Raw genomic sequence first — 13,111 nt, forward strand, 5'->3', positions numbered from 1 at the left:
CAGGCGCCGGCCGGCGCCCCGTACGAGGAGAGCGCCGCCGCCGTCCGCGTCCGGTGGCGTTCCTCTTCCCCGGACAGGGGGCGCAGCACGCGCGGATGGCCTTCGGCCTGCATCGCAGCGAGCCGGTCTTCGCCGCAGCCTTCGACGAGTGTCTCGCCCTGCTGAAGCAGGCAGGCGGCGATGTGGCGCGGGTGTGGCGGGACCCCGACGACCGGGCGCTGCAGGACACCGCCGTCGCCCAGCAGTTGCTCTTCTGCGTGGAGTACGCGCTGGCACAGTTGTGGCAGTCCTGGGGCGTACGGCCGGCCGCGCTGCTCGGGCACAGTGTCGGTGAGCTGGTCGCCGCAGCGGTCGGCGGGGTGTTCACACAGGCGGACGCCGCCCGCCTGGTGGTGGCCCGTTCCCAGGCGATGGCCGCCATGCCCGGAGGAGCCATGATCGCCGTGCGCGGCCGCCTGGAGGATTTTGCCGGGCTGCTACCCGACGAGGTGGTGGTCGCCGTCGAGGGCGGGCCGGAACACAGCGTCCTGAGCGGTCCGCGCGATGCCGTGGCGGAGACGGTACGGGTGCTGGCGGGTCAGGGCGTTCCGGCGCAGCCGGTGCGTACCTCCCACGCCTTCCACAGTCCGATGATGAACGCAGCGGTGGACCGGTTCGCAGCCGCGTTCACCGACGTGCAGGCCGCGGCGCCGGCGATCCCGCTGTACTCGGCGGCCACCGCGGACCTGCTCACCGAGGACGAAGCCCGCGCACCCCGCTTCTGGGCTGAACAGCTCACCGGCCCGGTGCGTTTCGGCCCTGCGCTGGGGCGGCTTCTTGAACAGGACGAGTGGGCGCTCCTCGAAGTCGGGCCGGAACACACGCTGACGTCCCTGGTGCGCCGCCATCAGGATGTGGCATCGGGACGTCACCTGCTGCTGCCGAGCCTGCCCAAGCGGGGCGCGGCGGAGAGCGAGGACTCGCGGGTCGCGCTCAGCGCGCTGGGCGCCCTGTGGACGCAGGGGCAGCCGGTCAACTGGCCGGCGCTGCGGGGTGATGAGCCGCTGCGGCGGGTTCCGGTACCCGGCTACGCCTTCCAGCGGCAGCGCTACTGGCACGGCCCGGCACCCGAGGCCGGCGCGGCGGAGCAGGCCGGGCAGCCGGCCGGGGCGACGGTGGCGGCACCGGATACCGGCACGTCCGACCCGGGCAATGCCGCCGGTCCGTTCAGCAGGGTGGGCTGGGTGGAGCGGCCCCTGCTGCCGGTGCGCACGCGCCGACCGGGAACCGCTCTGGTGATCATGCCGGAGGACAGGAACGCCGCACTGGTGTTGGTCTCAGCGCTGCAGCAGGCGGGTCTGCGGGTCGTGCCGGTCCGTGCGGGCGAGGAGTTCGGGGCGGACGGCACAGGGTTCACGGTGCGCCTCGGGGTGCGCGCCGATCTGGAGCGAGTGTTCTCCTCCCTGCGGGAGAAGGACCGGGAGTTGAGCTGTCTTGTGCACGCCTGGACACCGCCGGAGGTGCCGGGTGGGGATGCACAGGCCGTGGCCGGCCGGCTCGACGGTCTTTTCGGCAGTCTGCACGGGCTCGTCCAGGTCGGCCTGCGCGGAACGCACGGCGCCGGTCTGCCGAGCGTACTGGTCCTGACCTCACGGTCGGTGGATGTCTCCGGCGGCGAGGTACTTGATCCGGTGCACGCCGCACTGCACGGATACGTCCGCACGCTGGCGCGGGAGGAGCCGCGCGCCGAGTGCCGCCTCATCGACGTCGGTCACGGAGTCGACGAGGCGGACCTGGTGGCGGAGATCGGGGCGTTGCCGCAAGAGGAGGTCGTGGCCGTACGCCGTGGCCGCCGCTGGGTGCGGGCCGAGCGCGGCTGGGCCGTGGCCGCAGGGGACACGAAGGCCGCCCTGCGCCGGCAGGGCGTCTATCTGGTCACGGGTGGACTGGGAGGACTGGGACGGGAACTCGCCGCCGGGCTGGCCCGTACCGGTCTGCGACCGAGGATCGCGCTGGTCGGACGCACGGCGGCCGAGGCGCCGGATGTGGATCGATTCGTCGCCGAGCTGGAGGAGTTGGGGGCCGAGGCGCGGATCTTCTCGGCGGACGTGGTGGACGCCGACGCGATGCGGGGAGTGCTCGAATCCGTCACCGCACAGTGGGGTCCCGTCAACGGGGTGTTCCATCTGGCAGGTGTCGCCGGTGACGGCATGCTCCTGATGCGCGAGCCGGCCGAGGCCGAGGCCGTACTGCGCCCGAAGGTCCTTGGCACGCTGCTCCTCGACGAGTTGCTGTCGGGCGGACCGCCGCTGGACCTGTTCGTGCTGTTCTCCAGCCGGGCCGCCGTGGACGGACTCGTCGGCAGCGGCGACTACGCGGTTGCCAACGCGTTCCTCGACGCGTACGCGGCCACGCGTCCGGGGCGGTTGAGCGTGGGCTGGCCGTCGTGGAACTCAGTGGGGATGGCGACGCGCGGCCCGGACCAGGGAGCCAACGGGCTGGGCGGAAGCCGCCGTTGGGAGATCGTGCTGGATGCCGACACATATCCGTTCCTCGACGAGCACCGGGTCGGGCCTGGCCGTCGGCCCGTGTTGCCCGGCACCGGCTGTCTGGACCTTGTGGTGCGGGCCTTCGGCGCCGATCCCGGCCAGACGGTGGCCCTCCGCGAGGTGGTGTTCTCCCGGCCGGTGACCGGTTCCTGCCGGGTAGCCGTGACCTTCGACCCGGCAGGGGAGCGGCAGTGGCGGTTCACGCTGCGCTCGACACCGGTGTCCGGTGGCGCGGAGGAGGTCAACGCCACCGGCATGGCCGCCGTCGTCGAATCCCCGGCCCGCACGGTGGACCTGGAGACCCTCGGCGACCAGCTCGGCGAGCCGTTGGAGGTTCCCGAGTCGGCCGGTGTGAACCGCCTGGTCGCCTTCGGCCCCCGCTGGGACAACCTCCGGCGGATGCAGGGCGGCAGCGGCCCGCAGGGTACAGAGAAGCTCCTGACGATCGAGCTCGCGGAGCGGTTCCATCAGGATCTGGAGGAGCACGCGCTGCACCCGGCGCAGTTGGACTCCGCCACCTCGTGGGCGCGGGAACTGGCGGAGGACGGGCGCTGTCTGCCGTTCATGTACCGCTCGTTGGTGGTGTACGACCGGCTGCCGGCGTTGCTCTACAGCCATATACGCCGGCGGCCCGCGGCGGACGGTCTGGTGCTGGCCGACGTGGATCTGGTCGCGCCGGACGGCCGGGTGCTGGTCGCGGTGGAGGGCTTCACCATGCGGCGTGTGCCTGAGGACTTCGAGGAGCGTCTCGAGGCGGCGGCCGAGGCTGATCCGTCCGCCGTCTCAGACCGGCGTATGGCGGCGTCCCGTGAGGCCGGCGGGCTCGCCCCCGCCGAAGGGGTGGATCCGCGGGTGGGTGTGGAGCTGACCCTGGGCCTGCTTGGCGGAGGTGTGTCGGGCCATGTGGTGGTGCGGCCCTTCCGCGACGGCCGGCCGGTCGGCCTGCCTGCGGCCGGACCGGCGACGGACCTGGTCACCGCGCCGGACGACGTGGCCGCAGGTGTCGTCGACCGGGATGCCGACGGCCGGCAGGAGTCGGCGGCCCGCGCACCGCAGGGCGCGGAGGAACCGTCCGGGGACGGCACGGTCGTGGAACGGCTGCGCGAGCTGTGGGTGGCGGCCCTTGGCCTGCCCGTCGTCGAGGAGGCGGACGACTTCTTCGCGCTCGGCGGTGACTCACTGGCTGCGATCGACCTGGTGAGCAGGGTGGGCGGTGAGTTCGGCGTCGAGATGAGCATCGCGGCGCTCTTCGAGTACCCGACGCTGGGCGCGCTGGCCGAAGCGCTGGAGGTCGGCCGGACCGCCTGAGCTCCCGCGTCGCCCGTACCGTGGTCCGGGATCGTGCCGTCGCGCTCGGCGACGGCACGATCCCGCGAGAGGGGACGGGCGACGGGGAGCTCCCTGGGGCAGGCCGCGGTCAGCGACCGGAGCCTCGGTTCCTTCCGAGGATGTCTCCCACGAGCATGAGGGTGTCCATGCGGCGGCGTACGGACGGCTGCAGGAGGACCGTGTTGGAGACATAGGAGATGACGAGGCGCTGATCGTGGTCGCCGAGAACGAAGGAGGTGCGCTGGTCGGCGGTGTGCCCGGCCACGTTCGCCTTCGCGTGTGCACCGAACCAGGCGGGATCGGTGCACAGCCCGCGGCTCCAGGTGAGTTCCATGCCGGAGAAGGACTCGTCGGGGATGCCGCGGCGGACAGGTGTGAAGAAGTGCTCGACGGCTTCACGGGATATCAGGGTGTTCCCGCGCCAGGTGCCGCCGGCGACCACGCATTCGAGGGGGCGGGCGAGTTCGGCCGCCGTTCCCCACATGCCGACACCCGGCCATCCGTGACGGGTGAAGAAGGCGAAGTCCGCCGACGGGGTCAAGGAGTTGTCCGCCGATCGGTCGAAGAGGACGTCCTCGGGCGGTGTACGGCCCGGGCCGGCAAAGAAGGCCCCGCCGAGGTCGAGCGGTTCGAGCACATGGGTGCGGATGTGGTCGAGGAAGTCGGTGCCGACGAGCCGCTCGACGACCTCGCTGAGCACGAGCCAGGCGTCGAAGGAGCTGTAGGCGGCACGTTCCCCAGGGGCCGCGAGAAGGGGCTGCTCGTATGCCCAGGTCAGTGCGGCGGCGCGGTCGCCGGTCCACAGATCGCGCTCGGGGCGGGGGAGGAGGGCGGTGTGCGTGAGGAGGTGATGGATCGTCACATCCTGCTTGCCGACGCCCGCATACTCCGGGACGATCTTGGCCACCGGGGTGTCGGTGGTCAGTTGCCCCTGGTCGTACAGCTGGGCGAGGGCGATCACGGTGACGGGCTTGCAGGCGCACATCCAGGGGAAGACGTCGTCGCTGGTGACGGGGCGTCCGCCGGGCCGACGGTCGCCCAGGGCCACGTCACACAGCGGTTCCCCGTCGAGTGATACGTAGAACTGCACGCCGAGCGGCCCGTCGTCACTGCCGGTCGCTGCGGCGAGCCGGCGCAGTGCGGAGCTCACGCCTTCCATCGGTTGTGTCATCTACGGCTCCTCACCGGGATTGCCGAGGCATGGGGAAGGACTCGTGCCGACCGGGAGGCTGATGCCGGGGCCGGCGGCCCATGCCGCCGTGCGCGGGCGGGGTGCCCGGTCGTGGCGGCCGATTCTGCCCCAGCGTTCAGGTCGTTGCCACCGTGGTCGATCAGCTCTCCAGGGCGCCGCGAGGTGCCGCGGCCACCATCGAGTTCTGGTTCCACAGGGCGAACGGGCATGGACATCCGGGCGCGCGCCGGGGCAGGGGCCGTCGACAGAAGTGACCGGGCCGGTCCCCGTGAGCGAGGGAGGTCAAGCATGCTGCCAGGCAAAGAACACGGGCGCCGGGATGCCAACGCACCACAGCCGGAGGGGGCAGCGGACCCGGAAGGCCCCGGCGAGGATGCCCTTCGGTATCCGCCGGCGCAGTGGACGGGAACACTGCGGACCTGGCCTTCCGACGACGTCGTCCTCCAGTTCATCGCCGACCAGGTGCGGCGTGCTCCGCAGGCACCGGCCGTGGTCACCGCCGACGGCACCGAGATCTCCTACGGGCACCTGTACGCCGATGCGACACGGCTGGCGCGGCTGCTGCTGCAGCGGGGGATCGGCCGCGGAGACCGTATCGGCGTCGTCGGGCGTCATGCCCCGCAGACCATCACCGCGCTCCTCGCCGCGACGCTGGCCGGAGCCGCCTACGTGCCGCTGGATCCCGCATGGCCCACCGCCCGCGCCGGTCACGTACTGGAAGCGGTGGGCGCCCGGGCTCTGCTCGGCCTCGAGGCCGATCTGCGGAACGTCCCGGAGTACCAGGGCAGTTGCCCCGGCCTGACCGACGTCGTCCTGCTCGACGTGACCGCCGAACACCCCGGCGTGCCCGACCGTGAGGCCGTGAGCGAGCTGTGGGACTCCATCGTAAGCAGCACCGACATCGCGGAGGCTGCCGGCTTCGACCTCGGCGGCGGCCACCGGTACACCGCGCAGGACGCCGAGGCCTACGCCCGTCACGTGGCGGCGCTCGTCCTGGACGGGCGACCGTCCTCGGTGCTCGAGGTCGGATTCGGTTCCGGCCTGGTCCTGCAGCAGGTGGCCCCGCAGGTAGACCTGTACGCCGGTGTGGACGCGTCCAAGGAGGCCGTGCGCCGCAACGCCGACTGGGCAGCCGCCAACGGCCTCTTCGTCGACCTGGCCCAAGGCTTCGCCGACGAGGTCGGCGAACTGCTCGCCGGCGGCTACGACGTCGCCGTACTGGCGGCAACCGTGCAGCATTTCCCCGGCCCCCGATACCTCGGCACCGTCCTGGAGCGGCTCGCGGACCAGGTCCGGCCCGGCGGCACCCTCGTCCTCGCCGACCTATTGCCCCCCGGCACGGCGCCCGTGGACCATCTCCTGGAAATCGACCCGGAAGACCTGCTCACCCTGCCGGACGACAGCCCCTGGACCGACGCGCAGATCGTCCACCGCACCGCAGACACTGGGCTTCCCGACGAACTGCGGTCACGCTATGACGCCGTGCTGCGCCGACGGTCCGACCACGACGGGGTCGCGCCCGCGACGGACCCGGCGCGCCTGCACACCTGGACGGCCTGGCACATCGCAGACCAGCCGGCCACCGAGCTCCCCCTGCAGTGCACCCCGGACGACGCCGCCTACGTCATCTACACCTCGGGCTCCACCGGCAGGCCCAAGGGCGTCTCCGTCGGCCACCGGGCGCTGGCCAACCTCGTGCGCCTGCTCAACGAACGCTTCGCCGTCGGCCCGCAGGACCGCCTGCTGCAGACCACCTCGTACTGCTTCGACCTCTCGGTGTACGACGTGTTCGGCGTCCTGTCCGCAGGCGGGTCCCTGCGCCTGGCCACCGACGACGAACTAGCCGAACCCGCCCGCCTGGCCGCGGTCCTGCGCAGCGAACCCATCACCTTCTGGAACTCGGCGCCCCCCATGCTCGGTTGGGTCCTGCCCTTCCTCACCCCAACACCGGCGGCCTCCGCGGACCAGGACCCCGGGCCGGGCCACGACATGGCGCTGCGCCTGGTCTTCCTCAGCGGGGACTGGATCCCGGTGTCCATGCCGGACACCATCCGCTCGCTGTTCCCCGCCGCGTCCGTGGTCTCCCTGGGCGGCGCCACCGAGACGACCGTCTGGTCGAACTACTACGTCATCGACCAGGTCGACCCGCAGTGGCCGAGCATTCCCTACGGGGCGCCGATACCCAACACCCGGACGTACGTCCTGGGCGAGAGCCTGCGGCCCACGGCGATCGACGAGCCAGGAGATCTCTACAGCGCCGGAACCTGCCTGGCCCTCGGCTACCACGGTGACCCGCAGCAGACCTCTCGACGCTTCGTGAGCGACCCGTTCGTCCCCGGCGAGCGCATGTACGCCACAGGGGACCGCGCCCGCTGGCGGCCCGACGGCACCCTGCAGTTCCTGGGCCGCAGCGATCACCAGGTGAAGATCCGTGGATACCGGGTCGAACTCGGCGAGATCGAGGCGGTGCTGGCCGCACACCCGGACGTCTCCGCAGCCACCGTGGTCACCGTCGACGCCGCCGGCGTCCGGGCCCTCGCCGGCTTCTACACCGAACACCGACGCGGCGCCACGGACGCGGACCGCCTCCGCGCCCACATCGCGGAACGCCTCCCCTCCTACATGCTGCCCTCGTTGCTCCAGCCGCTCACCGCCATGCCGCTGACCCCGAACGGAAAGGTCGACCGCGCCGCGCTCACCGCGCGAGCAGCCCACCACGACGTGGACGAAGAAGCCGGCGAGGCACCGGCGCGACAGACGGGAACACCGACCCATGGCTGACCGACACACCGACGCCGAGGTGCGCGAACTGACCCACCGGGCATGGCATGCGACCCTGCCCGGAACCCGGCAGTCACCCGTCCCGCCCGACCAGCAGCGCTTTCTCACCGCGGGCGGCCAGTCGCTGGCAGCCGGCCGCCTGATTGCCACGCTCCGCGCCGACCTCGGCGTGGACATCCCGCTCGCGGCCGTCCTGCGCGACAACCCCTCCCTGGACGAACTGGTCGCCCTCGTCGCACGCCGTCTCGCCGACCAGCCGCTCGCTACCGTGGCCGCCACGACACCGCCCACGGCGAGCGGGCCCGCCCCCAGCAGGGAAGCCCTGCCCCCCTCCATGCGCCGGGTCTGGACCTGGCACCGCCTCAACCCCACCTCACCCGCGTACAACGTCGTGCGAGTGCTGCGCGTGGACGGACGCCTTGACCCCACCGTGCTGCGGACCGGCCTCAACGACCTGGTCACCCGCCATGAGGCACTGCGCAGCGCCGTGGTCGAGGAGCGGCCCGGACATCCCGAACTCGTCGTAGGCGAGGGCCGGCCCGCCCCTCTCACCGTGCAGGTCCTCCACGACCCGTCTCCCGCAGCCGCACTGCAGTCGGCCCTGTACGACCTCGCCGAACTCCCCCTTCCCCTGCACAGAGCACCTCTGTGGCGGGCCGGGCTGATCTACTCACCGTCCACCGGCCAGAGTTGGCTGGCCCTGGTGATGCACCACATCATCAGCGACCTGCGAGCCACTGACATCGTCCTGAACGATCTCGCCACCGCCTATGCCGCGCGTGCCACCGGAACCACGCCGCACTGGCCGGATCCGGCGCCCAGCCTCCTGGAACATCTCCGCCACGAGCACGCGGCAGCCGACAGCCCTCGCCGTGAGGATGACCTCTCCTGGTGGACGGAGCGCTTGCAGCACGTGCCGACCACCGTTCCGCTGCCCCTGGCCGCCGGCACCGCACCTTCCACGTACGCGGGCGACTGCCGGACCCTGGAGCTCGACACCGAGGCCTCGAACGCCCTCGACCAGGCCGTCCGCGACCATGGCCTCACCCCCGCCGGCCTCCTGCTCACCGCCACTGCCGTCGTCCTGGCGGGCTGGCGCGGACACACCGCCACCGCCGTCGTCGGCCTCCCCAGCGTGCGCCGCAGCCGCTTCGAGGACCTCGGCCTGGTCGGCTTCCTCCTGGACACGCTGCCCCTGCCACTGGACGTCGATCCCGAAGGCACCTTCCGTACCGAGGCGAGCAAGATCCAGAATTTCTACGCCGAGGCTGCGGAGCACACGCTGCCGAGCTTTGACGACATCGTGGACCGGCTCGAGCTGCCCCGAGGCGGATCGGCGCGCAGCCCCCTCGTCAGCGTGTGGTTCAACGACCTCACCCAGGCCGCACCGCCCACCAAGATCCATGGCATGAGCGTCGAGGAACACGACCTGCCGCCCCGCTGGTCCCTCTTCGACCTCGGACTCTACGTACGGCGCAACGCCGACCGCTACCAGCTGCATCTGGTGACACCACAGGGCATGTTCGAGCCCGCCGACATGGCCGAGTTCCTGCGGCAGACCGCGGAATCCGCCCAGCGCGCGACCCGGGACCTCGACCAGCCCTTGTACACGCCCCACGCGGCCGCACCTGCGATGCCCGCGGTCACACCGTCACCACAGCGCACCGTCGCGCTGCTGCGCCACCACGCCCGCAGCCGTCCCACCGCGGTGGCCCTGCGGGGCGCACGAGGGTCCCTGACCTACGGCCAGGTGTGGGCGCGGGTCGAACAGGAGGCCGCCACCCTGCGCGACACGACGGGATCGGGTCCCGCCGTCGTCGCGCTGCCCGCACGACGTGACAGCACCTTCGTCGTCCGTCTGCTCGCCTGCTGGGAGGCGAACGTCGCCCCGGTGCTCGTGGACGCCGAATGGCCCGAAAGCCGCCGCGCCAGTGCGGCGAGTACGGCAGGCGTGACCCATGCCTACCCCTGGCAGGGCGAGGGGCCTGCCACCGCGACCGGGGCCCCCGCCACCAGCGGCTTCGGGCACACCCTGTTCACCTCCGGCACGACTGGCGAACCGCTCGCCGTACGCGTCGACACCGAGGTACTCGACCAGGCACTCGCCGACCTCGCCCAGTGGCTCGGCGTCACCGAGCACGACACCATTTCCTTTCTGAGCGGACCCGCCCACGATCCGGCCCTGCGCGATATCGGGCTCGCCCTGCGGGCGGGTGCCACCCTCGCGCTGCCGCCGCCCGAGGTACTGCGCAACCCGGCCCGTACGGCGGGCTGGCTCCGCCAAGAGGAGGTGACCTTTGTCAATGCCACGCCGGCCCTGCTCGACCTCGCTCTCTCCCTCGACGGCAGCGCGCTCCCCAACTTGCGCGTGGTGGTGTGCGGCGGCGCGGTCCTGCCGGTCGCGACCGCCGCGCTGATCCGCTCCGCGGCGCGGAACGCCGACATCGTCAACGGATACGGGTGCACCGAGACCCCTCAGCTCGTCACCGCACACCGAGTGAGGGCGGGGGAACCGCTTCCCGCCACTGGGCAGTTGCCCATCGGTGCACCTCTGCCGGGCCGACAGGTCATCGTGGTCGACGAGCACGGCGGTCCGTGCGAGGTCGGGCGTCCCGGGCAGATCCGGATCCTGGCCCCGTACATCGCACGGGATTACTTGGGGGGCGGCAACGACAGGTTCGGCATGAGCGCCGACGGCCGGCGCCACCTCGACTCCGGGGACCTGGCCCGCCTGGATGCGCGGGGCCGACTGCACTATGCAGGACGCCGTGACCGTCAGGTACAGGTCAACGGCTACCGACTCGACCTCCATGAGGTGGAGGCGGCCGCCCGCAGTTGTACGGGTGTCACCGACGCGGTCGCCGAACTCGTCGGGCAGGACGGCGCTCAGACCGTGCGCGTCTGGGCGCGCAGGGCCTCGGGTGCCGACCTCACCGAGGGCCGGCTGCGCAGCCATCTGTCCGCCACCCTCGCGGCCAGCGCGGTGCCCGCCGGTATCCACCTGGTGGACCGCCTCGAGATGACCGCCAACCTCAAGACCGCCGCACCCGCCTCGCCTCCACCGGCCGTCACACCCGTCGTCACACCCGCCGGCCAGGACCCGGACGTGGATCCCCGGCTGCAGGAAGTCGCGGAGCGCGTGGCCGGCCGTCGGCTGCGGAGCGACGAGAACTTCTTCGAGGCCGGACTCACCTCCATTCCCCTGCTGCAGATGGTTGCCGAACTGTCCGACGTACTCGGCCGCCAGATCCCACCCGTGGCGGCCTTCCAGCACCCCAACCTGAGCGCGCTGAGCGCCTTCCTGTCCGACGCGGCGGACGCACCACCGGACCGCCGCCACAGGGCACCGGGCCGTACGGAACGCTTCAGCCAACTCCGGGCGGACCGGCAGCGGTTGAAGACGTAGCGGGGACCGGCCTTGTCGAGTGCATGGGGTGCCACCGGCTCCGGATGCACTTACAGACCGCTGATCAAGTGCATGATCACCACCCTTTCCGCAGCTCGGGAGAGTCTTTGCCATGTGGATGTGGCGTTCGGCGCCGTGGCAGGGCCGGGTGAACAGCACCGAAGGATGCCCGACGTGATCGATACCAGGTGACATCGACGTCCACCCAGGCCTGGACGTCGGCAAGGGCGGGAACCACGCCACTGCGCTCTCTCCGACCGGCAATAAGACCTTCACCCGGCGGCTGCCGACAGTGAGCCCAAGCCCCGAGATGTCTTCGCCGAACTGCAGGCCAAGCACGGCGCCGCCCTCGTCGACCAGGTGGCTTCCCTCGACGCCCTGCCACTGGTGGTTGCCCGCGATGTGGGTTGCCACCTTGCTTGCCTACCGGCCTGACGATGCGGCGGATCGCGGATCTCTATCCCGGTGAGGCCAAGACCGACGCGAAGGTCGCGTTCATCCTCGGCCCGCCAGGCGTAGAAGCGGACCGGGCGAGGCCGGGCACCCGGCACAGGCTCGACGAACTGATCAAGAATCTGATGGTTGGGAGCAGAGATGCATCACGCCGAATACGAGGCCGTCCACGGGCGAGCAGGCGACCCGGACCGCAGGCAGGCGCGCGCACACGGAGCGGGCGGCGGTCCCGACGAAACCGTCTGGGGGCAGTTCGAGGCCCGCGCGGCGCGCCAGGGGGGCCGGATCGCCGTCGTGGACGGGGCGGCCGATATCGATTACGAGCGGCTGCGGGCTCGAGCGGAGGCGATCGCCGCGGAGCTGATAGCCCGGGGCGTGGCGCCGGGGGCGCTCGTCGGCGTGTGTCTCGGCCGGACGTGGGAACTGGTCGCAACTCTGCTGGGAATACTGCGCGCAGGCTGCGCCTATGTGCCCGTGGACCCCGCCTACCCGGCCGATCGGGTGCGTTACGTGATCGAGAATTCCCGGGCGGCATCGGTGGTCGTCGACGCCGGCACGGCGGCGCTGTGCTCGGCGGCCCCCGACCGCGTGCGCCTCGACACGGTTCCAGACCGCCCGGCGGCGTCCCCGGCGGCCTGCTCGGCCGGCGATCTCGCCTACGTCATCTACACCTCGGGGTCGACCGGGAATCCCAAGGGTGTGGCGGTGGAGCACCGCAGCGTGGTGGCGATGACCGCCTCGATGAGCCGGCTCCTGGACGACGAGGACCTTGCGGGCGTCCTGGCCGCGACCTCGGTCTGCTTCGACCCCTCGGTGATGGAGATTCTGGGGACGCTCATCCTCGGCGGCACGGTCGTCCTGTCCGAGAACGCGCTCGCCCTGCGCGAGCTGCCCGCCGCGCACCGCGTGCGGACGGCCATCATGGTGCCGTCCGCGATGAAGACGCTGCTCGCGGCCGCCCCGCTGCCCGATGGGTTGCGGTGTGTGGTGCTGGGCGGTGAGGCCTTGTCCCGTTCCCTTGTGGAGCGGTTGCACGATGTTCCTTGCGCGCCGCGGGTCGTGAACGTGTACGGCCCGACTGAGGCCACTGTGTTCATCACCGCCGTCGAAGTGGGAAGCGGGCCGATCACGATCGGCAGCCCGGTCCCGGGCGCGCGGGCATACGTGCTGGACGAGTTCCTGCAGCCGGTGCCGGCCGGCACGGCGGGAGAACTGGCTCTCGCCGGTCACCAGTTGGCCCGGGGGTATCTCCACGACGACGAGCGCACCCGGCAGAGCTTCCCGACCCTCGCGCCGGACGGCCCGGTCCCTGAGCAGCGGATCTATCGGACCGGCGACCTGTGCCGGTGGACGGAAACAGGGGAGCTCGAGTTCCTCGGCCGCATCGACCGACAGGTCAAGATCCGGGGCCACCGGGTCGAA

General features: G+C 71.7%; 4 protein-coding genes and 2 pseudogenes. 5 read left to right on the forward strand and 1 reads right to left on the reverse strand.

What is annotated here, in order from left to right; genetic code table 11:
• A partial coding sequence (locus ABT367_RS15660) for an SDR family NAD(P)-dependent oxidoreductase (protein ID WP_352253547.1) occupies window positions 1-3,836 on the forward strand: 3,836 nt, incomplete at its 5' end.
• 109 nt (window positions 3,837-3,945) lie between these two features.
• On the opposite strand, the gene ABT367_RS15665 is transcribed toward ABT367_RS15660, so the two are convergent.
• The gene (locus ABT367_RS15665; RefSeq protein WP_352253549.1) at window positions 3,946-5,028 is read right to left on the reverse strand and encodes a serine hydrolase domain-containing protein; all 1,083 of its coding nucleotides are present in this window, start codon (window positions 5,026-5,028) and stop codon (window positions 3,946-3,948) included.
• Between the two features lie 309 nt (window positions 5,029-5,337).
• Between ABT367_RS15665 and ABT367_RS15670 the strand changes: the two genes are divergently transcribed.
• The 4 genes and pseudogenes from ABT367_RS15670 to ABT367_RS41445 all read left to right on the forward strand — a co-directional run.
• Window positions 5,338-7,830, forward strand: a complete 2,493-nt coding sequence (locus tag ABT367_RS15670) for an amino acid adenylation domain-containing protein (RefSeq protein ID WP_352253551.1) — start codon at window positions 5,338-5,340, stop codon at window positions 7,828-7,830.
• A complete protein-coding gene (locus ABT367_RS15675; RefSeq protein ID WP_352253553.1) occupies window positions 7,823-11,236 on the forward strand; it encodes a condensation domain-containing protein in 3,414 nt (1,137 codons plus the stop codon). The genes ABT367_RS15670 and ABT367_RS15675 overlap by 8 nt, the downstream gene beginning before the upstream one ends.
• A gap of 181 nt (window positions 11,237-11,417) precedes the next feature.
• A pseudogene (locus ABT367_RS15680) lies at window positions 11,418-11,772 on the forward strand (IS110 family transposase); the annotation flags it as partial.
• Window positions 11,773-11,830: 58 nt separating this feature from the next.
• Window positions 11,831-13,108 (forward strand): annotated as a pseudogene (locus ABT367_RS41445) (amino acid adenylation domain-containing protein); the annotation flags it as partial.
• Window positions 13,109-13,111 lie beyond the last annotated feature (3 nt).

The organism is Streptomyces mesophilus (assembly GCF_040300965.1).
Classification (GTDB): Bacteria; Actinomycetota; Actinomycetes; order Streptomycetales; family Streptomycetaceae; genus Streptomyces; species Streptomyces mesophilus_A.

Excerpts from the sequence above, each read along its gene's own strand:
- ABT367_RS15675 (WP_352253553.1), top strand. The coding sequence starts at position 7,823 with ATGGCTGACCGACACACCGACGCCGAGGTGCGCGAACTGACCCACCGG.
- ABT367_RS15670 (WP_352253551.1), top strand. The coding sequence starts at position 5,338 with ATGCTGCCAGGCAAAGAACACGGGCGCCGGGATGCCAACGCACCACAG.
- ABT367_RS15665 (WP_352253549.1), bottom strand. The coding sequence starts at position 5,028 with ATGACACAACCGATGGAAGGCGTGAGCTCCGCACTGCGCCGGCTCGCC.